This window comes from Acanthopleuribacter pedis (genome assembly GCF_017377855.1).
GTDB lineage: Bacteria > Acidobacteriota > Holophagae > Acanthopleuribacterales > Acanthopleuribacteraceae > Acanthopleuribacter > Acanthopleuribacter pedis.
The window spans coordinates 45,090-67,417 of record NZ_JAFREP010000044.1; the positions used below are offsets into that span (position 1 = coordinate 45,090).

Annotated in this window: 13 protein-coding genes and 1 tRNA gene; 7 read left to right on the top strand and 7 right to left on the bottom strand. The window is 59.6% G+C overall.

What is annotated here, in order from left to right:
- Positions 1-59: 59 nt before the first annotated feature.
- Positions 60-770: a uracil-DNA glycosylase family protein gene (locus J3U88_RS30640; RefSeq protein WP_207862833.1), complete on the bottom strand. Its 711-nt coding sequence runs from the start codon at positions 768-770 to the stop codon at positions 60-62.
- Positions 771-948: 178 nt separating this feature from the next.
- Here J3U88_RS30640 and J3U88_RS30645 point away from each other — a divergent pair, with 178 nt between their 5' ends.
- From J3U88_RS30645 to J3U88_RS30660, 4 genes are all read left to right on the top strand, one after another.
- Complete coding sequence (locus tag J3U88_RS30645) at positions 949-1,341, top strand: RidA family protein (RefSeq protein ID WP_423842098.1); 393 nt, start codon at positions 949-951, stop codon at positions 1,339-1,341.
- A gap of 103 nt (positions 1,342-1,444) precedes the next feature.
- Positions 1,445-1,518, top strand: a tRNA-Arg gene (locus J3U88_RS30650).
- Positions 1,519-1,665: 147 nt separating this feature from the next.
- Complete coding sequence (locus tag J3U88_RS30655; RefSeq protein ID WP_207862835.1) at positions 1,666-2,073, top strand: hypothetical protein; 408 nt, start codon at positions 1,666-1,668, stop codon at positions 2,071-2,073.
- A 150-nt stretch (positions 2,074-2,223) separates the two neighbouring features.
- Positions 2,224-2,967 (top strand): acetoacetate decarboxylase family protein, encoded by a 744-nt coding sequence (locus J3U88_RS30660; RefSeq protein WP_207862836.1) that lies wholly within the window; start codon positions 2,224-2,226, stop codon positions 2,965-2,967.
- Here J3U88_RS30660 and J3U88_RS30665 read toward each other — a convergent pair.
- The 3 genes from J3U88_RS30665 to J3U88_RS30675 all read right to left on the bottom strand — a co-directional run bounded on the left by J3U88_RS30665 (position 2,964) and on the right by J3U88_RS30675 (position 16,138).
- Positions 2,964-9,095 carry an nSTAND1 domain-containing NTPase gene (locus J3U88_RS30665; RefSeq protein ID WP_207862837.1) on the bottom strand — a complete coding sequence of 2,044 codons (6,132 nt, stop codon included), beginning with the start codon at positions 9,093-9,095 and terminating at the stop codon, positions 2,964-2,966. The two genes, J3U88_RS30660 and J3U88_RS30665, sit on opposite strands and share 4 nt — an antisense overlap.
- Positions 9,096-9,242: 147 nt before the next feature.
- On the bottom strand, positions 9,243-11,894 hold the full coding sequence (locus J3U88_RS30670; RefSeq protein WP_207862838.1) for a hypothetical protein: 2,652 nt from the start codon (positions 11,892-11,894) through the stop codon (positions 9,243-9,245).
- Complete coding sequence (locus J3U88_RS30675) at positions 11,891-16,138, bottom strand: hypothetical protein (protein ID WP_207862839.1); 4,248 nt, start codon at positions 16,136-16,138, stop codon at positions 11,891-11,893. The genes J3U88_RS30670 and J3U88_RS30675 overlap by 4 nt, the downstream gene beginning before the upstream one ends.
- Positions 16,139-16,853: 715 nt before the next feature.
- Here J3U88_RS30675 and J3U88_RS30680 point away from each other — a divergent pair.
- The 3 genes from J3U88_RS30680 to J3U88_RS30690 are packed head-to-tail and all read left to right on the top strand — an operon-like array spanning position 16,854 to position 18,526.
- Positions 16,854-17,384 (top strand): phage tail protein, encoded by a 531-nt coding sequence (locus J3U88_RS30680; RefSeq protein ID WP_207862840.1) that lies wholly within the window; start codon positions 16,854-16,856, stop codon positions 17,382-17,384.
- Positions 17,385-17,393: 9 nt separating this feature from the next.
- Entirely contained in the window at positions 17,394-17,936 is a 543-nt protein-coding gene (locus J3U88_RS30685) for a phage tail protein (RefSeq protein ID WP_207862841.1), read from the top strand.
- A gap of 56 nt (positions 17,937-17,992) precedes the next feature.
- Positions 17,993-18,526 (top strand): phage tail protein, encoded by a 534-nt coding sequence (locus tag J3U88_RS30690; RefSeq protein ID WP_207862842.1) that lies wholly within the window; start codon positions 17,993-17,995, stop codon positions 18,524-18,526.
- Between the two features lie 132 nt (positions 18,527-18,658).
- On the opposite strand, the gene J3U88_RS30695 is transcribed toward J3U88_RS30690, so the two are convergent.
- From J3U88_RS30695 to J3U88_RS30705, 3 genes are all read right to left on the bottom strand, one after another.
- A complete protein-coding gene (locus J3U88_RS30695) occupies positions 18,659-19,837 on the bottom strand; it encodes a hypothetical protein (protein WP_207862843.1) in 1,179 nt (392 codons plus the stop codon).
- Between the two features lie 344 nt (positions 19,838-20,181).
- Positions 20,182-21,567 (bottom strand): KamA family radical SAM protein, encoded by a 1,386-nt coding sequence (locus J3U88_RS30700; protein ID WP_207862844.1) that lies wholly within the window; start codon positions 21,565-21,567, stop codon positions 20,182-20,184.
- 237 nt (positions 21,568-21,804) lie between these two features.
- Entirely contained in the window at positions 21,805-22,149 is a 345-nt protein-coding gene (locus J3U88_RS30705) for a hypothetical protein (RefSeq protein WP_207862845.1), read from the bottom strand.
- Between the last annotated feature and the right edge of the window lie 179 nt (positions 22,150-22,328).

The window sequence follows — 22,328 nt, forward strand, 5'->3', positions numbered from 1 at the left end:
AGTTTATCAAAATGATCGACGCGTCCTTCATTATGATCGAGTGTCTGTTCTTGTGGCCTTTAAACCGAGCGATTGCCAGGCCAGCCCATTTTTTTTAAGCGTGCTTGTAGGAGGCCGGGGAAGCGCCCGTACCAGGTGGCGTTCAGCGGTGAGGGATGGGGAAGGGGTTGTATTTCGAGCTTTTTGCGTTGCGCGCCCAAGACCAGTTCAAAGGGAAAGGCGCTTTCGAAGCGATCCTCGCGGGCCCAAAAGGCCTCGAGTGATTGACGGGTCGGTCGGTCGGACATCAGCCCAAACCAGAAAAAGGCCTCGCGGCCCAAGGTGATCACCTTATGTCCGTCCCAGTCCTCGAGCAGAACGGAAGCCATCAGCGGCCACATCGCTTTTTTGACCTTCACCGACCAGGCTTTGTTGCCCAGCGGTTTGTAGGGGCAGGTGTTGCCCCAAAATACTCTTTCCCCGACGACCCGTGAGGCTTCAAAATCGGGCAGGTCCTCGCCGGTACAGGCGCGGTACAACTCGGCGCGAACTTTCTGGCCGCCGGCCCCGATAAAAGGAACCCCGTGGCGCACCTCGTCGCGGCCGGGATCGCGACCGAACACGGCGAAGGGGGCGTCGCGCGGGCCGCCGCCGATGATTGGCTCGAGGGGATCTTTGCCGTATTCGGCATATACGGCGGTGTCGATGCGGTCCAGTTTGGCGGCCTCGGCGCGAAAGGCGGCGCGTCGGGCGGCATGGTGTTCGGTCGGGTTGGAAATGGGCGTCGACAAAAGTTCCTCCAATGGCAATTCGAGCATCCCCCGGTTTGGGTGGGGGGCGCCTGATTTTTGCACGGAATGCATGGTAAAATCTGCCGATTTTGCGCTGTTCCCCCGGACAAATCCACGGTAACCAAACCCGCCCGCGATGCGCGTGGCGGCAGTTGTTGAACCCGAGCAAAGAGGAGACATCATGTCAGAAGCAATCCACACCGATCAGGCGCCCGCCGCTATCGGCCCCTACGTACAAGCCCGTAAAGTCAACCTAACCGGCCAACTTTTGTTTACCAGCGGCCAGATCGCCCTTGATCCCGCGACCGGTCAACTGGTTGGCGAAGGCGACGTTGCGGCGCAAACGCGCCTGTGCCTCGCCAACCTGGGCGCGATCCTAAAAGAAGCCGGCGCCTCCCCCGCCCATGTGATTAAAACCACGGTGTTCATTAAAGACATGAACGATTTTGGTGCGATCAACGAGATTTACGCCGACTTTTTCGGTAACCACAAACCCGCGCGTTCCTGCGTTGAGGTGGCGCGTCTGCCCAAGGATGTACTGGTCGAAATCGAGGCGATTGCCCAAATCTAAGCGGCGTACCGCGAGATGACGGCGGCGCCTCGGCGGCTCCGTCATCTCAACTTGACAGCCCCCACGGTGCGCGCTATGGTTTTTCAACTTTAAAAACCGATATGCGCTCGTAGCTCAGCTGGATAGAGCAATCGCCTCCTAAGCGATAGGTCGGGGGTTCGAATCCCTCCGGGCGCACTTGTTTTTCGTTTTCGATGTGGCGAAGGTGTTTTTACTTTTCAAGTGAAGCAGCTGGGTTTGAGTGTGTCTTTTTAAACAGCTGTTTTTTAACAGAGACCTCGCCGATATCGTGTTTAACCGCTTTTGCCAATGAAGGAGCCCGGCATGGACCCGAAACCGATCCTCGACGATCTCGTGCGCCGGTTTTTTCTCGCGTTCTCTCGGAACGAACAGGGTGAACTCGACCTGGACGTCATCTACGACCTCTTTATTCCCCAAGGTTTGATCATTAAAAACGTTGGACCCAAACCGGAAATTATGAACGTACAGCAATTTGTCGAACCACGCAAAACCTTGCTGGGTGGCGGCGGTCTCGAGGCCTTTACCGAGGAGGAACTCTGGGAACGGACCGAGATCTTCGGCGGGATCGCCCAGCGCTTTTGCCGCTACCGCAAGGCCGGCCTGCTTAACGGCACCCCCTTCCAAGCCGAGGGCATGAAAACCATTCAGTTCGTTCGCGCCATCGACGGTTGGCGCATGAGCGCCTTATCCTGGGATGATGAACCGTCCTAATTATCTCAGGAGCCTCTTTAGTTGACACGTGCGTCAAATTTCAGTTGTGCCGTCCGCGGCCTCCCGCTTAAATAAACGTGCCCCGCGGAACCAACGCCTTCTGGAAGCTGTTCATGCGGTTGGTATGCGGGTTATTTTCGGGAGGTACACATGAACGGTCCCAGGTTCTCTTCCGTCCTTTTTGCCCTGTTTCTTGCCCCGGTTTTTTTGGTTTTTGGTGGTGAAACCGCGATCACGGTGGGGGTGGATCCACCCTGGATCTTGCGCGGTGACGGTTACCTCATCGTGACCAAATCAAGCACCGCAACGAACCTAGACGACGCCGCCATTCCGGCTGAGCTTTTGGATTCCTACGTCAACGACATCAACCTGATGTTGCTCGTCGACTACCGCGAATCACCGGTGGGACCCTATGGTGAGCTTCTCTATATGCCTGGCAATTTTCGTTTTATGGATGGGTGGCGGCATTTCAGCATCACCAAGATTTTCGTGGATTCTCAACAAAGTCTGGAAGACGGTCGTCGCAATTGGGGCATCCCCAAGGAATTGGCGCACTTTTCTTTTCAAGAAGACGGCTTGCATTCGGAAATCGTAACCGTGGGTTCCGCCGGCCAAACCTTTGCCCAAATGCGTTTCACCCCTTTTGGCCCACGATTTCCCGTGAACACCTTCTGGATTGCCCCGGTTTTCCGCACCTTGGGCCAAGTTCTCAACGACACCACCTTTGTGTTTTCTCTGTCGGGCGAAGGCCGCGCGCGGCTTGTCCATTTCGAACCGATCTTTTTTGATGGTGATCATTTTCCCGATATGCCGGCGCGCCAGGTGCTCGCCGCATTTCGCATTGAAGATTTCACCCTGGTGTTTCCCGAACCGCAAACCTTTGAAATGCCTTAGTTTGATTCGGGGCGGCGATCTTCAGGGTTGGTTTCCCCCTCCAGGAGCCAGCGCACCCGGTCCACTCCCGGCGGGTAGGGGCGATCAAGGTGTTCCCAGGAGGAGGGCTGCAAGGGACGTGCGACCCCTTGCAAACGCAATCGCGGTTGCGGAACCAGTTGAAATCCGTCCAGGCGCATGCCGGTTTGGTAAAGCGCGCGGCTTAAAAGGTCGCCGTACCATTGGTGCGGCGGCACATCCGGCGGCGGTAGGCGCAGGCGGTCCAGCCGCCATAAACGTACCGTTTGATCGTCCGACGGACTGGCGAGCAGGGTGCCGTCGGCGTTGAAAGAAGGATCCAGATTGACCTCGCCTTGGTGACCGGCCAGGACCGCCAGCAGGCGGCCGCTGTGCGCGTCCCACAGGCGCACGGTAAAGTCAGCCGAGGTCGAGGCCAACATGTGCCCGTTTGGCGAAAAGGCCACCCCGTAGGCGTTGGCCGTGTGTCCGCGCAGGACCGCGCGTTCCGCCCGGTCCGGGGTGGCGGTGGGATCCCAAAGGCGGATGGTTTGATCCGCGGAAGCCGAGGCCAGACGCGTGCCGTCTGGAGAAAAAGCCACCCCGTAAACACTGGCGCTGTGGCCGCGTAAGACGCTCGGTTCGTTGGTTCCGGCCAGTGCGGCGACGTCCCAAAGTTGGACCGTATGGTCACTGGAAGCCGTGGCAAGCAAACGACCGCTCGGCGAATAGGCGACACCCGCCACGGAATCGGAATGCCCGCGCAGGACCTTCGCGGCTGCTTCCGGTTCGGCCAAATTCCAAATGCGAACCGTGTGATCCTCTGAGGCGGAAGCGAGCTGGGTACCATCGGGTGAGAAGGCGACCGTGTAGACGCTGGATGTATGCCCACGCAGAACCTGGTGTTTCCCATGTTCCGGCGGCGTGGTGAGGTCCCACACGCGCACCGTGGTGTCGTCGGAGCCTGAGGCGAGCCGCGTGCCGTCGGGTGAAAATTCAAGGCCCCAAACCTCTGCTTTGTGGCCCCGCAGCAACCGCGGTCTGGTGTCAGCGGCCAGGTCGAGGTCCCAAATCCGAATTTTTTGGTCGGCTGAACCGGAGGCCAGTTGGTTGCCCCGGGGCGAGAACGCGGTTCCATAGACACTTGCCTCGTGTCCGCCTAGTACCGCCTGCTCGTTGCGAACCGCGGTGGGCGCCGTATCCCATAAGCGCAGCGTATGGTCGGCGGAGGCTGAGGCGAGGCGGGCGCCGTCCGGCGAGAAGGCAACCTCGTAAACGCTGCCGCCGTGCCCGTACAAAACCGCGACCGCCGCTTGGGCCGCGGGGGCGTCCGGGTCCCAAAGGCGAATGGTTTGATCGGCGGAAGCGGAGGCGAGCAGGCTGCCGTCGGGGGAAAAAGCGATCCCATATACACCGGCGTGATGGCCCTCGAACACCGCCTGTAGGGCGCGTTCCGCGCGGCGACGCGTGTCCCAGAGGCGAATGGTTTGATCGGCCGAAACCGAGGCCATCCGATGGCCGTCCGGGGCAAAGGCGACGTCGACCACGCTCGAGGTATGACCTTTAAACACCTGGCGTGCCGCGTGCTCGGCGGGCGCGGCGGCATCCCAAAGGCGGACGCTGTGATCGGCGGAGGCTGAAGCCAGCCGGGTACCGTCCACGGCGTAAGCGAGGCCGACCACCGGACCTTGGTGACCGCGCAAGACCCCGCGTGCGGCGCGTTCGGCGGGAACCCTTGGATCCCAGAGACGAATGGTGTGATCGCGTGATGCACTTGCGAGGCGGGTGCCGTCGGGTGAAAAAGCCACTTCGATCACCGCGCCCGTGTGGCCCTGAAGGACGACCGGCGCTGTTTGGCTTCCCGGTGTTGTGATATCCCACAGGCGCACCGTGTGATCGGCGGAGGCGGAGGCGAGGCGGGTACCGTCGGGGGAGAAGGCAACCCCAACCACGTGGGAGCTATGGCCGCGCAGGATCGCGCGTTGGCGGCCGCTTTTTAGGTCGAACAGGATCAGGGTTTTATCCCAAGATGCGCCGGCCAAGGTGGCGCCGTCCGGCGAAATGGCGACACCCCAAACCGTGTCGGTGAAGCCGATCAAGGTCGTGACCTCTTTTCCGTCGGCATCGATCTGGTGCAAGCGCCCGTCTTCGTCAAGCCCGATCAGGGTGTTGTCGCGCCACGCCGCCGGCTGTAGACCGTGGGGGACGGTCACGGGGCGTGTCTCACCCGTGCGACCGTCCCACAGCCAGGGGCCCGCCGGGCCGTCTCCCATAGCCATCAACCGGCCCGAGCCCGTGGTGACGGTGGATGTCACCGAGGAGTTGAGCTGTTGGGTTTTTTGCAGGGTTCCCGCGGCGCTGTAATGGGCGAGGCCTCCGTGTTTATCGACACTTAACACACCGCCGTGTTTGTTGCGGGCAAGGCCGACGACCGGCGCCGAACCCGGTCGTTTCAGGCCTTTCGGTTCTTGGGTTTCCGGCGCGTTTTGGTTGAGGTGAAGCAGTTCGCCGGCCTTGTTTGTGAAAAACAGGCTGCTTTTGGTGATCAAGAGCAGGTTGATGGGACCCTGGGCTTGATAGCGTCGTTGGAGGATGTTTTCACCCACGTTGTGGATCAAAATGGTGCCTAATTCATCGCCGGAGGCGAGCCGGCGCCCGTCCTCCGTGAAGGCCTGCGCGGTAACCCGGCCCTCGTGACGACCGGGAAAGAGGTGGATGCCGTTTTGGTCCGGGTGCCAGAAGTACAGCTCGCCATGGGGTGAACCCGCAACCAAGGTGGTGCCGCCGGGGCTAAAGGCTAACACCGAGATGCCGTGATGCGCTTGGTCAAGCAAGGCGCGTTGGCGACCCGTGCGGCGGTCCATCAAGCGAATAAAACCTTGTCGGTCGGCCAATGCCAAATCCCGTCCGGCCGAATCGGCCGCGACCTTGGCCAAAGGCGGTGCCGCCGGGGTGGTCCACAGCAGTGGATTGTTGGTTGCCAAACGCGGGTCGCCGAAGCGGCCGACCGGTTCGGGAAGGGTTTGGTGGCTCGGGATTTCTTGGCTGAGCGCGGCCAGTGTATACAGCCAAGCTTCCATCGTGTGCCCGTCTTCCAAGGCGATGCCCGCTTTTTCATTAAACGCCAGGGCCAGGTGGTAGTGACTCGTCAGCGTTTGCTCCTCCGCCCGCTGTTTCTCCATCAAGGCCTGGGTGTGTGCCCACTCCGCGCGTTCTTTGGCGGCTAAGGCGTCGCCTTCTGATCGCTGTGACTTGAAAAAAAGCCAAAATGCAAAAACGGCCAGGACCGTGCTCGCCAAACCCAAACCACTCATCATCATCCACCGCAGGCGTTTCCATTGGTTTTCTTGGGCTTCGGCTTGAATTGACCGCTTGACAAACGCCGTTTCGATCGGCCCGAACAGATCGCCGTGACTCGTGGCTAAGTCACGCATGGGGAGCAGCAGACCACCGCGCCAAAGGTGGTCGTCGTCGCGCCCGACCGCGTCCCATTCAGCAGCGGCGTGGCGCAATCGGTTGAACAGACGCGCCGTTTCGCGATCTTCCGTCATCCATTCGCCGATACGGCGCCAATTGCGGATGAGGGCCTCGTGGGCGACATCGACCAGTGTTATGTCACGGGTGGCGTCGTGGGTACCGGACAGCAGCCGGGCGGCCGTCCAGCGGTCGATCAGGGTTTCCGCGCCGGCGCCGCCGACCGCGATTAATTCGGCGCGGGTGGCGCGGCGACGGGTATCCTCGGCGCCTTCGCCGGGGTGGACCAAGCAGAGGGTGAACATTTTGCGCAGGCCCTGTTGTGCTTCGGGGGATAGGGCGGCGAAGGCCTGTTCCGCCCTGCGTGCCAGTGCGCCCGCGATCCCGCCGACGGCCTGATAGGCCGACCAGGTAAGTAAACCGTCCTCGTGTCGCTCAAACAGTTCCAACAATGCATGTTCCAGCAGTGGCAACTCTCCAGAGGCGCCGGTGAGGTCGTCGAGCATGTGGTCCAACAAACCGGTCTCCAATTGCAAGCCGCCCAGGCGGGCGGGTTCCTCAATCGCACGGATGAGGTCGTTCCGATGCATGGTTTCGACTTGGATCAGGTGCTCGACAACGTATTTGTTGAGGTCCGGGTAGGCGGCGCATTTGCCCAAAAAATCGGCGCGCATGGTGAGCAAGACCTGAAAGCCGCCCTCGGGTTTGGCGACGGCTTGGCAAAGGGCCTCGCAAAATGCACCTGTCTCTTCTGGTGCCGCCAGCGTGAACAATTCTTCGAATTGGTCGATGACCAGGCAGAATCGGGAATTGCCGCTCGCGGTAAGTATTTCGCGGGTGATGGAAAACAAGGCTTCCGGGGAGGCGCAAAGGCGTTGGTGCAGCGGTTCAACTGGGGCGGATTTGCCCAAGTCACGGAGGTGCGCACTAAAACCAAAAGCGATTTCAGCAAGGGGCGATGCGCCGGGTGCGGTCATCATAATTGTGGTGTCGGTTTCGCGCAGCAAGGGGACCACCCCGGCTTGGATAATCGAGGACTTGCCGCTCCCAGATGGACCGATCACGGCCGAAAAACCTTGTGCGACGAGGTGCTCGAAGACTTGTTGGCTGACGGCCTCGCGGCCAAAGAAGAGATGCTGATCTTCCTCGCGAAAGACCTCCAAGCCGCGAAAAGGGCAAATCCCGGTTGGTTGTCGCGCCGCCGTCGGGGCCGGTTTTCCGCCGCGTACGGCGGCGACCAACGCGTCCAAGTTTCTTTCACCGGCATCGCCGGCACGCAACCATTGCCTGTCCCGCAAAAATCCAGGCAACGCACTCTGCTTCCTTGGAAATGCGGCTCCCGGCAGGAGCAGGGGGACAAGGAACAGTTCGTGGGCGTAAAACGCGAGGGCGTCGCGTAAAGCGGGCTGGGCTTGCCACGGTGTGTGCGATCCCGGCCCCAGGCAAATCACACAGGCCTGACTTTTGGCCATCGCGTTTTCCCAAGCACGGTTGCTGGGCGTGCCGCCCGCCGATTCTTTGGGTGAGGGCCAAATCCGCGCTACCCCCCGTGTTCTGAGCTGTTCGGCGATGCGTGCCACCGATTGAGCATCTCGTTCGTGGAACCAAAAGACCGCGTCCAAGGTTTTTCCCGGTGTTGTTGCCAGACCACCTTTTTGCAGTAACTGGGTTTGTAATTGCTTCAGCGCGGTGGCCAAATTGTTGCCGTCCACAAACCGGGCGTGGCCCCATTCGGCGAGACAGCGACGCAGGACGTAAGCGAGCGCCGCGGGGAAGGCGTGATCCGACGAATCGGTTTTTTCGGCCTTGGTTTCGGTTTCGGAGGTGCCGGCGGTGTGGGTTTGCGATGGGCCGGCCGCGCCTGAATCCACGGTTGGGAATAAGGCCTGGGCAATCATGTCCAAGGCGTCTTTTCCATTGGGGGGCATGGCTTGCCGCCAACGGCCCTGCGCGAGGTGGTCGACGGCTTCGCGCGGGCTGCACCCTAGTTCGTACGGTGTTTTTCCGCTGAGCAGTTGCAAGAGGACCAGACCGAGCGCGTAAATGTCGGTGGTGGGGTAGACGGCAAGACCCTGAAGCTGTTCCGGTGCCGCATAAGCCGGGGTCATGGGTCCGAAACAATGGGTTTGAAGCGTTGCCGCGGCGGGGGTGTCGGCGAGTTGGGCGATACCAAAGTCAAGCAACTTGGGAATGTTTTGGCGGGTCACCAGAATGTTTTGAGGTTTGATGTCACGGTGAATCACGCCTTGAGCGTGGGCGGCGCCGACGGCCTCGGCAACCTTATGGAAGGTTTCAAGTAGGACGGGGGGTTCGGGGCGGGTTTCCCGGTACCAGGTGTCGATGTGTTGTCCCTCAATGTACTCCATGATGATGTAAGGGCGGCCGTCCTCGGTTTGGCCCGCGTCGTAGAGCGTGGCGATGTGGGGATGGTTGAGGTTGGCCATGAGTTGGCGTTCCTGCTGGAAACGGTTGAGCAGGTCGGGGGTGGTGCGATGGGCGTGAAGGAGCTTGACGCAGACCTGCATGTGCACGACGGCGTCCTCGCGTTCGGCCAAATAAACAGCACCCATGCCGCCCGAGCCCAATTCGCGCACAATGCGATAGGGGCCGACGCGCGAGCCGATGACGGGCGGTTTGTCCGCGTCTGCTCCGCTCATGCTTCTTCCTTAGAGGGTTATCCGTGGGAAACATCATTGTAGCATTTGGAAACCCAAGTTTCGAGCTACTCAAGGTTTGCACTGCTTTGGACAAAGGTTTTCGCGCCCAAGGAAGACCGGCTTATCGGGGTGAATCGATAACCGGGGTTATTCCCAGCCGGACAGTTCCAGGCGCAGGGCTTGGTAGCGGCGCAGGAGTTCGCGGCGTTTCATTTGGAATAGCAGGAAACTGCCGGTGAACAGGCAACCCAAGCCCAGGAACACCATGCCGACCGCCAACTTGACGGCATCGGGTGGTTGCAGCATCACCATATGGACCAGGGTGGTGACGATGTTGAGCATGAAAAAGCCCACCCCTAGGTAGAGGTAGATGCGGATGCGCAGGCTAATGCCGGCAACCACACCCAGCGCGGCGATGATTGCGGCGCTGACGGGGAACCACGGCGAATCGCGGAAGTCGATTAGGTTGAAAAAGGCCGAGGTGCACAACAACACCAAGCAGGTGATCAGGCGAATCAGTTTGACCTGGTTTTCGTCGAGTTCGTCGCGCAGCACTTGGGTGAGCGCGAGGACCGTGACGGCCGCGGGAACCACAAAAAATAGTGCGTGATGCATGCCTTGATTGGAGAGGAAGATACCCAGGCCGAGGTTGGCGAAACCCGCCGCCGCCAGGATCAAACGACGGTGTTGGGTGCGTGCGTAGGCGAAGTACATGCCCGCGAGCAGGAGGGAAACCATGGCGCCGTGGTGCCACGCGTCCTGGGTGAAACCCATCCACATCACCACCACCCAGCCGAGCAAGGCATAGAGGTGGGCGGCCCGTTGCAGGGTGCCGCGCAAGGCGTGTTTTTGGCGCTGCAACACCTCGCGAATGCCCGCCGCAACCGCGCCGATCCCGAGTAACAGGTAGGCGTCGAGCGGGGTGCCGAGCGCGAGAAGCTGCTGCACATCCAGGTAGCGGCGAACGGCGCCGAACAGCAGCCACAAACTGATCTCCGTCGCCCAGGCGGCGGCTCGCTGCCAACGACCCTGTTCTTCCATCGCGCGGCCTAGGAAAAAGGCGACGGCGATGGCAGGCACCGTTAACAGCAGCAGCAAGGGGAGGAGGCGGGCTTCAAACCGATGGGGTTGCAGCACGAAAGCTGCCGCGGCAATGAGGAGCGCGGTTGCCGCGAGGCCGAAGCCGGCGCGACCGGCCTCGGCGCCTAAGGCCGCGAAACGCGGGGGCGCGGGGACCAACAACAGCAACAGTGGCAACGCGAGTGCCATGGACCAAGGCATAAGCTGGTCCGCGTTAAAGCCGCGGAACAGACAGCTAACCGCGAACCAGGTGATCAAAGTCCAGCTCTGGAGACTGAATCGCAAGGGGATTGTGGCGAAGGGGCGTTCGGGTAACGCCAACCACATCATCCCGAAAACCGCGCCAATCCACAGCGCCGTCGGCGATGGGAACGACGTTACCGTCAAATGGATGAAGGCCGTGGTGAAGACCAAACTGATCACCGGGTTGACCAGACGTCGTCGGATCTCCGGGCGGGGGTGGCGGCGTACCGCGAGGCAGGTGCCCAGCAGGACGCACCAAGCGAGGAAAAGCAGCGTGATGGGGATTGTGGGAAAAAGCCAGAGACCCGCGGGGAACAAAAAGAGCGCCGTTTGGGATACGGCCGCGGCCAGGGAAAGGTGGCGGTAGGCGTGTAGCCAACCCACCGCGATCAGAACCAAGATTGGGGCGTTAAGCGGATCGGGGGCGCCCTTGACCAAAATCAAAACCGCGGCGCTTTGGAGAACCGTATTGAGCAGGCCGTAGAGCAGGCCTCGGAAACGAATCGCTTCGTTATGGTTGAGATGGGTGAACCTGGTGAACCAGGACGGCGGTGTTTCGGGCCACAATAGCGGCGCCGTCAGGGCGTGTAAGATCACCACCACCAGGAGTGTGGTGATGGGCGCGGAGAGCACACCGCCGGACAGCGAAACCGCGGTGAGCAGTGCGGCCAAACCCACCAGCGCGCTACCCAGCAGGGCTAGCCCGCATTTCTCACAAGGAATTCTGCTGCGAAGCATGAAACCCATGCGATTACGAGGGGGGCGGCCATCCGCTTTACTCTGTCGAGCAATACTCGACGTAGCGCTGCTACGCCGAAGGTCGGCCCCGCTCCGTTTGCGCTTGGTCGTAATCTTCGTACTCACAAGGCTTTCAGCTTCTCGCGACGAATCCTCGTGAGAAATGCGGGCGACGCCGACGCGACCCAGGCGACCCGCGAGGCGGAGCAGGCCCAAGCCACACAACAGAACCACGGGTGTGTCGTGGGCAAAGGGGCTTGCTTTGATGAAACGTGCGCCGAGCCATAGGCGGCAAACGGCGTCCGCGGCGAACACGGCCAAAACCCAAGCGAATACGGCGACCGCGGCAAACCGGTCACCTTGGCTTGCCGCGACCTTGGAGTGACGTTCGCTCAGCAACAAAAACACACAAGCCGGGGTGACCAACACATAAAACCAGGTGGATTCCCCGGGCAGCAAGAACAGGCCGAGGTTCCAAAGACAAAGGGTGGCGACCGCGTGTCGGAGGAAGCCGGCCGTTTTCGATGTGCGCGGGAGGCTCAGCCGCAACACAACCCACGTTGTCAAGGTCGAGCCCAGGCCGAGGAGCCGGTCGCCGCGAAGGATTTGGTTCGGGGTTCCGTTGAGGAGCAGGTCGGCGAAGCACAATGGCAAAATCAGCAAGCCGCAAAGGGTGAGGGCACGCTGCAAGAGGTTGTGCAGATCGGGGGATCCCGGAACGGTGGGCGCTTGGTTCATGAACGGGCCTCCTTGTGCAGCAGTCGGGCGGCCAGGCCCAAAGCCGTTAGGGTCATAACCAGGGCGACTGTCAAAAGGTGCCCGCTTGACAAATTCGGAAAGTGGATGGGTTGGAGTTGAACCGCCGCCGCGATGTTGGCGTAGGCGAAACCCAGCAGACCCAGGGTGAAAAGTGCCCGGCTCGCCAGCCGATCGGCGGTAAGGAATACCAGGGGGAGCAAGCCGTAGAGTGGGAGTAAGGCAAGCGGCTGAGCCCGCGAGGTTTGTAGGGCAACGATCCAAAACCACAAATGGCAGCCGAGCATGATGGGAAAAAGGTTCCGTAAAACACGGTCCTGCAGGAGGGGATCGGGCGCCGGGGTTTGGTTGGCTTGTTTTTGCAAGACCCGGTGTCGCATCCATTCGCTCGCGGCAAAAAGCCAGGGACCGAGGGTGAAGCCGATGAAGGGATCGTTGCTGATGCGGTAGCCCAGGAAACAAAGAACCAAAACGCGGGTAAACCCGAAGAATTCGCGAAATATCCGGCGTTCCGGCAGTTGGGGAGTGCCTGACGGCGTGCGGAAGTCGTCCCACAGAAGGACCCAGAGCCAGAGCGCGGACCAGAGGGGGAGGGGTGTATCAACCATGACAAAAGGTTGGCTCAGGAGCAGGGCGGCGGCGATGAGGGGCGCCGCGGGTCGCCACAGGTTAAGCGCGGCGCGGTAATTCGCGGGACAAAGCGCCGGGTGGCGCATGCTGATTGGGCGGAGGAAATGGAGCACCGCGATAAAGCTGATCAGTGTGAAGAGGGGAAGCAGCAGGGGGCCGGCCGTCCAGGGGAAAAACGCGAGCCACGCATCGCTGGTCGTCAGGCGAACCCAAAAAAGGAAAGCCAAGCCAAGGACGGTGTGATCGTAAAGGTGATGCAATCGGTTGTCGCGGAACGCGTGCGTGAAAAAGAAGAGGGCCGCGATAAGCAGCAGCACCGCTGGAAGATCACCGTGCCAGGCATGGGCCACCGATCCCGCGATTAACGGAATCGTCAGGGTTGCAAGCGTCGGGGCCAGGGGGAAAAGGAGCGGGATTAAGGTGGTTTTGAAGCGGTCGCGGCGGCGCGCGACCCAGCCGGCGCCGACTTGGAATAGCGCCGAACAGGCGAGGATGACGAAGCCGCGGTATTCCGGCAGGTACACCAAAAGAATGAGGGTCAGGGCGAGGGTGTAGGCGTGGGCCGCGTAACCGAGCTTGGGTTTGCGTTCGGTGTGGGCCGCGGCGTAAAGCACCCCACAGACCAGGGACAACGCGAGCAGATTGGGCAGCGTCTCCGCGAGGTTCCCCAGATAAAAAAAGGCGCGGCCGGTTGCGGGTAGGAGTAAAACCCCGGCCGCGCCAAGGAGGGTGTGTGGCAGCCACGATGTGGCTTGCCACGGGAGCGAAAACGAAAAGGTTTCGGTCGGCGCTGTTTTGCCGAAAGTGGTGGTTCGAACCGCTTGTGCGAGTCCATACAGGCCGGCCGCGGCAAGGGCCGGGGGTAAGCCGCCCATGGGGCCCAAGCCCAAGCCTCGGCGCAACCATTCGGCGACCAGGGCGCAGCCGGCAAAGGCCGCCCAGGCGGGGAGTGGCGATTGACTTTGGCGGGCGGCGCTGAAGCCCGTTACCGCGCCGGTTGCCGCCGCGGTAACGAGGCAAATCAAACCGAACAGGTTGAATGAAGGTGCCTGGAAAAGGCCCCAAACGAGCGCGGTTGTCAGGGGGATCAACCACAGCAACCGCAGCAGCGCGCGTTGACGTGGGAGCCAGACCGCGCGCTCCCAACGGGACCAGAGCGGCCATAGCAGCGCCGGCAGTGCTGCCGCGGCAGGCCACAGGAGCGGATGGTATGCCGCCTCCAGGGGGGTTATCAGCAGGGCCGCCAGGCTAATGGGCACCATGATTTGTTGGCAAAGCCACGGCCCTTTTTCATCGGTGTTCTGGAAGCGGCTATGGCCCCAAAACCAAGTAAAGAGCAGGCTGATCGGCGTAGCGTAAAGGAAAAGGGCGGTGTTCTGATGGAGCGAGAGCAGGGTAAGCGGGATGGGGACACCGACCAGGCCGAGCGAAATCAAGCGTAGCGGGCCTTGTTGGAGGCGGCGCTCCAGGGCAAGCCCCGCAAAAAAACCAGGGATGATCAGCAGTGCTGCTTGCGGCCAGGTGAGGCCGAGTGCATTGCCCAGGGCGGGAATCCACAAGCAGAGGTGCAGCGCCGCGATTTCTCGGGCGATGGGGCGGGCGGCGTGACGCGCCTCGCGGAACCAAGCCAAGCCACCCAGTGTCAGACTCAGGCACAGCCATTCCGGCTGCAGGCTGAGCGCGATGAGGTTGCCGAGTAGGCCGAGGGTGGCGCCCGCGATCAAGCGGGTGGGGGCCTGCTCGCGGAAGGTTGTTAGTGCGAGGGCGATGAAGGGCAACAGCAACGCGAGCATTTCAAGTTGCGGGGGGACGCGGAAGAAGATCATGGCCAAGGCCGTGGAAAGCAGCGCGTGGCCGACGTGCATCATCCAGTTATAGCCGAAGTCTTCGGGCGCCGCCCGCGCACTTTTCTTCGCCGCGGCAGTCACCAGGCCGGTTAGCGCAATCGGCAAAACCTGCAAGACAAACTCCAGAAACGTCGGCGCCCAGCGCGCGCACGGTCCGGGAACCAAGGCGATGGCGGAGGCGGCGAGCAGGTAAGCGACCGGTGCTGTGCCGAAGGGTTTGGCGATGCGTTTCCCAATGAACGGAAGGGTGGCGAGGAAACCCAGGCCGAGACCGAAACCCAGGATGTTACCGGCTTCGCTTGAGGCGGTGAGCCCGGCACTGAGGAGTGGGTAAAAGGGCGCCATCAAAAAGGTGATGGCGGCCAAGAGCGCGGTAGCGCGCGGCGAGGTTCCGTGGACCTCGCGTTTGGCGAGAAAACCCGTGATCCAGGCACTGCTCAGCGTGGCGATCGCGATGGGAACCGTGCCCGCGAGGACGCGGAACGCCACCGCTTTTTCCCACAGCCACATGGAGAGGAAGATCCAGGCGGCCGTGAGCGAGACTGCCCCGACCAAACCGAGCCAGTTTTCAGAGAGAAAAGGGCGCAGGTAAAGGTTCCAGGTACTTGTGGTTTCCACAACCGTGTCTTCGATGTCCCGTTGACGAACCGGCGCGCGCAAGGCTTCAAGATCCTCGAGTTCGTCTTTGTCTTGGTCGAAAAAAGGGTCAATGATCTCGGTTTCGCCCGAACCCCCGATTGCCGATTGAGCCGCAAGCGGTAGGGGATCGGATGCGATGGGTTTGGGGCCGGCAAGTGACCGCCATGCTGCCAGGGCATGCTGCAGCCGTTCACGGCGGGTCGGGTCCGATTCTTCGACATACACCTGTAACAACCGCAGCGGTAAGGATGCTGCAGCCCAGGTCGCGATGAATGCGCTACGGCCCTCTTCGTCACCCTTCATGGCCTCGATGAGGGCGTGGTTGATTTCATCGGCTTGCGCAACTGGATCCATACCCAGGCGTGCCGCGAGTTGGGCGCGTTCCGGTCCGTCCCAGGTTTGTGCCTGCATCCATTGGCGAAGCAGCGATGCCTGGCCGGGCAGGCGTCGGCTCAATATAGCGAGGGTGGTTTGTGGCGGTGGCGCTTCGAACGCGGGGCCGCCGGCGTCTCGAACGATGAGCGCCTCACGAAGGTCGGCTTGGGTTTCTTGAGGCAGGGAGGTCGCGGCCAGAAAGGCCTCAATCATGGATTGTTTGACGAGGGGCGCGGGAGTGCATGCACGCCATGGTGCAACGTCCTCAAAAAAAGCGCGGGCCTCGGTGTCGATGCGGTCAACGTCCGGCCCATTTTTTAGCGCATCGCACAACTGTTTAAGCCGGCTTTGCGCCGCACGCCAATCAAAGAAGGTGATCGGCAAAAGGGCGTTGGGCTGTTCGGGAAAAAGGTCGCCTGCCGCCATGGTGGTTTCGCCTGCCCGGCGGGTTTGATGGTGACGTTGGATCCAGGTTGTGACGCGCGCCTTTTTTTGAATCGCAACCAGGGGCATGAGGTCAAGCGAAAGGGGCGGTATTACCGGCGAAGCAAGCAGTTGCTCGAGTTCCAGCGGCGCGAGTTGGCTTAGCGATGCGTCGTCGGCCTGATCGAGTTGCGCGACCCAGCGTTGATAATCCTCGGTTTTGAGCTGTTGATCACGGTGGAGGTGCCGGATTGCGCCGCGAAGGCGGGCGAGATAGATCAGTGCTTGTTCGGGGTTCGCGTTGTTCGGCACCTTGGACCTCCCTTGGTTCGGTGATCGCCATCAGATCATGCGTAAAAGGGAGGTTTTCGGTTTACGCCCGCCTGAGAAGTATCGGTGGATGGTACCCAAGGGTGTGCGAGATGGATCTCCATCTGCGCCGGGAATCGTCGGCATGGCTCCCGGGTGTTTTTTTGGAAAAGTGACTTTGCTTCGACCGGCGTGTCGGTGTGTTCCTTGACCCGAAGAAACGTTAAGGTGTGATTTGCCGATAGTTATCCGTGGATTCATAAAGATTCGGACATCCACGTGAAAAACCAATAAACACTTTTTTCCGAAAGAACCAGCTGTTAGAAAAATCGTGCGTGGTATAATTGCCGTGTTTTCTAACAATACTCCCCCACCAACACAACCCATCACCCGGCATCCCTCTGCGATCCATCGCGATCCCTGTGGGTTCCGTGGTGATCCTGCGTTTTCAACGACGCCGTGCGCGTTTGAACAGACATGGCCGCCGCACCACATGCCCGCCGCGACCGGGTTTTTTGTTTTGCCGTGGCCGGCGCATGGATGGTTCGCTGTCGGCGTAACTTTTCTTCGCCCCTATTCAACGTTTGATCGAATGGCTCACGCGAACTGATGAATCACCGTTGCGCGGTTTCTAGATCGCAAACACCAAAGCCGAATCGATCATCTACCCCTTTGTCTAACCGAGGAATGAAGAAACCTTTTAAGGAGTAGACCCAATATGTCAGAACGATTCATGGGAGAGATACGGATTTTTGGGGGCAACTATGCGCCCGTGGGTTGGGCCCTTTGCGACGGCCAACTTCTCACCATATCAAACTACGATGCCCTTTTCTCGCTTTTGGGCACCCAGTACGGCGGCGACGGTCGCGTGACTTTTGCGCTTCCTGACTTGCGCGGGCGCATCGCCGCGGGTCGAGGCACAGGCCCCGGATTGACCCCGCGTTCGGTTGGCCAAGCCTTCGGCTACGAACGTATTTCGTTGAAGCTTGACCAAATTCCAAGCCACAGTCACCCCCTTCAGGGTTCCAACAACCTAGCGAACAGTCAGGACCCGAAAAGCAATGTGATGGCCAAAGTTGGGGCGGGCAGCGTGTTTTACGAAGCGGCCGCCACCGCCAGTGCGCTCAAGCCTTTGGCTCAAGACGCCGTCGAAGTGACCGGTGACGATGCCGGTCACTACAACATGATGCCCTACACCGTTATTAACTACATCATTGCCCTGACGGGTACGTATCCCAGCCGTTCTTAGGAGGTCATCATGTCTGAGCCTTATGTTGGTGAGATTCGTTGTTTTCCCTACACCTATGCCCCGCGGGATTGGGCTTATTGCGATGGACAACTTTTGCCGATTAACCAAAACTCCATCTTGTTTGCCGTGATTAGCACGATCTACGGCGGCAACGGTTTTAGCAATTTTGCGGTGCCGAACTTGATGGGGCGCACCGCGATGCATTCAGGTACCGGCCCCGGTCTCTCTCCGGCGGTGATCGGTGTCTCTTTTGGTCAAAATGACGTCCAGCTTTATGCCAACGAGCTTCCCAGCCACCAACACACGATTTCCACCGAGCTGGAGCTTTCGGAAGTCGACACCCCGGCCGGAAATGTGCCAGGCCTCGCCCAAGACGAAAATAAGACGGGTTCGTTCACCTATATCCCCGGAAATGTAGGGGCTTCCCTGACGCACGGGGCTGCGGCCTATATGCGTACCGCGGGTCAGTCGTTGGGTCACGAGAACCGTCAGCCGTTTAACACCTTGACCTACTGTATTGCACTCGACGGTATTTTTCCTTCTCGCAGTTAGTCATTCAGAAACACGCGGATCATGGACAAAAACCGCGTTCCCAGAAGGAGTTACTCATGGGAGAACCATTTATTGGCGAAATCAGAACGTTCGGCTTTAACTTTCCCCCGGCAAAATGGGCTTTTTGCGACGGGCAAACCATCCCCATTACCCAAAATCCAACCCTCTATTCCCTGCTTGGCACGAACTATGGTGGCAACGGGACTACCGATTTTGGGGTTCCCGACCTAAGAGGACGTACGCCGGTTCACCGGGGGAGTGGTTACGGTCTCGGTTATAAAGCCGGGGTAGAGACGGTAACCATCACGCTGCCGGAATTAGCGGCCCACACCCATATGGTGAAGGTTTCGCAAGATCCCGCGACGGGACTTGTCAACATCGGCGGGAGTTTCCAGGCTCATTCAGAGCCGATCTCGGGATCGGGCCGAACTCTTGGTATGGATGTTTACGGGCCGGCCGATAATTTAGTGACCATGGCTGACGCGACTTGTGATAGCAAAGGCGGTAACCAATCGCACAACAACCTACAACCTACCCTGATCCTCAATTACTGCATTGCGCTTGAAGGCACCTACCCGCCGCGAAACTAAACTCAGGTATCCGACTGACCGAGTGCTCAAGGTTGCTCGAGCCCCGGTCTCAGGCCAACCAAAAAAGGGTCGCACCGGTGTGGTGCGACCCTTCTTTACTTCGGCGCCGTCCTTCGAGGCACGGTTTATGGGCTAGCGGAATTGGCCCTTGGCGTGGCCGAGGCCAATGATGGGGTAACCGGTACTGTTTTTGGACACCTCCAGGGAGACCAAGTGCGACATGCGGCCGTTGTTCCACGCGCCAAAGTGGATGAGCAGGTGACCCTGGGTATAAATGGAGTCGGACTCGGTGAAGCAGCGGCGCGAATCAAACGCCGTCTGACTTTCGCCGGCATAGGGGTTTTTGGGTGCGTAGTGTTTGATGTTGGCAACGGTTTGGAAGAACATCGTCGGGAAGGCGACGTAGCGGTTAAACAGCAAGGTATGTTGGATCATGGCGCCTTGATTGGGTTTTAAGTAGGAAACGCCGTTGATGCTATGCTGCGCGACCGCGCGCTGGTAATCGACGGGATTGTTCAGGTTGTAGTAGTAGATGAAGCCGTAAATGCTAGGGTTGATGATCGAACCGTCGTAACTTTCGTTGGTGAACTGGATACCGCGTAATTTATGGTAACCCGCGTCGCCGAGCCATTGACCGGCGTGGGTCGCGGGCGCGGGAACATCGTTGCTGTACTTGCGCCCTACATATGCCGAAGCGCTATTGTTCCACGAACCTTGGTCGAAAGCGGTGTCAAAATCGAATGGATAAGAACCCAGACCGTCGGTGAAGTAGGCATAACCTTGGGCGCGGTTGATGCGTTTCGCCAGGGTTTGACTCGCTGCCGACACCTGGTTCCAGCGTTCGCCGTCGCTTGCGTCGCCGGCAAGCTGCCAGACGGTGGTGGCGCCGTCGAGCGTGATGTGGATCGCGCCCCATTTATACTGGTAGGTACCGGTTTGGTTGACGTAATTCAGCGTGGGAATCCAAATTTTACCGAGATCGCTTTCCTCGCAGAGTTGGGTGAGTGGGTGCGCCTCAACATCGCTGTATAAATCTTGGATGGCCACGTTGGGATGGAGGCCGCCTGTACGGGTGTTGGTATAGGACGAAGAAGGGTAGATTTCAAAACCAATAAAAGAAACATTGCCGGCGCCGTCAAAGGCGTAGGTTCCCATTTTGGCGTCGTTGCGAACCACGCCGTTTTCGGTAATTTGGTGAACGTGGGCACTTACCAAACGGTTGCCATAGGTCGCTGTCAAATCGTCGGCAAAGAGCGGGGTGAAACAAAGGGACATAAAGCTGATCACGGCGGTGAACAAAAATGATTTCAAGTTGTGTTGCTCCAGACTTTTCGTTGAGGCAGTGTGCCGGTTGGCGGCACGCGTCTTGGTTTTCCACCAAGCGGCTGCCGCTTACGTAAATCCTCTTCGCCGGCGTCGTCCGCCAAAAAGCCGAAAAATAATTCCTTGCCTCTTGGTGCGAAAAAGCGAGTGAGCGCCAAGGATTTGCTGGGGTTTCGGCTGTGACGGTGCGGTTTAACTTTTTTAAGCCAGGCGCTTGTCGGGTTGCACTCTTGTGATTATCGCCGCTGTTCGATTGTTGGCGGTTCGCGGATATTGCCCATAAAAAAAGCCCCTCATGGCGAGGGGCTTTTTGGTAATAGGTTGGGCTTGATTTAGGCGGGTGCCGCCGAGCCCTCGGCCATGACCGCTGTTTCATAGCTTGAGCCGCGTGGTTTCAACGTGGCCAGCTCGGGTTCAAAGAAAAATTCCTGTTCGCCGAAGGCCGGCTTCAGGTCGTTCAGCCAGGTGGCTTTGGGATCGTATTCCGCCAAAAAGGGTTTGTTGACCCAATCGGAACTCCGACCTTGGATGAACTTCAACACGAAGTAACGACCTTGCGGCAGGTCAATGACGCCGTCGACCAGCACTTTTCCAGGCAGCGCCGACATGGACGGACCGCGCACGGTCCGGGCCAAGCCGGAGACGCTGTTGTAGGCTTCGGTGAAGATCTGGAAGGCGCGTGCGAGCGGCACTTCAAAGTATTTTTTGGGGCCGGTATCGCGTTCCACAAACATGTAATAAGGTATACAGCCCTGGCTGACCTGGGTTCGCCACATGGTGGACCATACATGGGGATCGTCGTTCACGTGGCGAATGAGCGGTGCCTGGCAGCGAATGACCGCACCGGTGGAACGAATACGGCGCAACGCGTCCTGAGCGGCCGGGGTTTCCAACTCGCGTGGATGTGAGAAGTGCGCCATGATCGCCAGGTGTTTGCCCGCGGCGACGATTTCTTCGAACAGGCGCATGAGGTCGTCCGCGTCGCGGTCCAGGGTGAAACGGAACGGCCAGTAGGCCGGCGCCTTGGTCCCGATACGAATCGATTGTACCGAGTCCATTTCGGGTTGGAGCAGTGGCTCCAAGTAGCGGCGCAGGACCTTGGTTTTCATGATCATGGGGTCACCGCCGGTGACCAATACGTCGCTGACTTCCCGGTTTTTCCTAAGGTAGTTGGCGAGTTTTAGTGCTTCAGTGGTGGCAAACTTCAAATCGTCGATGCCGACAAACTGCGCCCAGCGGAAACAATAGGTGCAGTACGCGTGGCAGGTTTGGCCTTGGGCCGGGAAGAACAGGACCGTTTCACGGTATTTGTGCTGCAGGCCTTGCATGCTGTTGCCCGCATCTTTGGGGACGTTCCATTGCTTTTGGCCCGCGGGGTGGGGGTTCAATTCCATCTGAATCGGGCGAACCACTTCCATGATGGTTCGGTCGTCGGCGCCGTTTTGGACCAGGGGCAGCACGCGGTTCAGGTGCTCCTCGGAGAGCATGCCGGGCTGGGGAAAGGTGAGTTGGTACATGGGGTCGTCGGGTAGGCGCGACCAATCAATGAGTTCATCAATGACATAGTTATTCACCCGAAAAGGTAAAACGTAAGAAACAGCTTTCAGAATGTCGCGCTGTTCTTGGGGTAATCGCTGCAAGCCGGCGATTTGATCGATGTCCTTGCGGCCGTACGCACGGTATTTTTTCGTGGCTGGGGCCTGAAGGGTCCAATCCATAAACAACCTCTCAAAAACCCGCAACGCGATGAAAGTCCCAAGGCCCGGCGGACAGATGTCTGATGGCGCCGCGACGGAACGGCTTCGGCCGTTTTGGACTTTCTGGACGGCATGCGTAACCGATCCAGTTGCGGGGTATCCATTTCCGTTCAGGAGCGAACAGAACGCATGGGACGGACAAAATACGCTAAATACCATCCTAGCCTAACGCATCACCACGAAATCGTGCAACGAAACTTAGGGCTCGAAGTAAAAAAGTCGGCAAATTTGTCGCGCTTCGTTTGATAAGCGCGAAGTTTTGGTCGGTTTTCGCGCGCTGGTCCGCCGTGTTTGTAAGGGGATCTCACCTCGGTCGCGATCAGGACGGCCCATCGGATACGAGGCAATATGGCCGCGCCCGATACCGGCGATTTGTGCTTGGCCGCGCCCGGTGACCACCAGGAACGGGTAGTGGTCGAAATTTAAAAAAGACGGGCGAACCACGCCATCATGGACAAGCGTATTAAAAACAGCTGGTTGGTCGCGGTGTTCGAGGCGTGAAAAGCAACTTTCCCGCCGCCGGTTCTTTTTTTTGGGAATCATTTTTGATTTGTGGTGGTTTGCATGGGTGAGGCGCGCGGTTTAGGCTGAAGATCGGCATTTCGTGCCGCGACGCAAACGGTGGGGGCGCGTCAGGCGCCCAAGGTGTCTCAATGATGGGGGACCGTCGCGCCGTTTCTTGTCTCGTGATGCACCGCGGGACCACCATGAAGTTCAGGGAG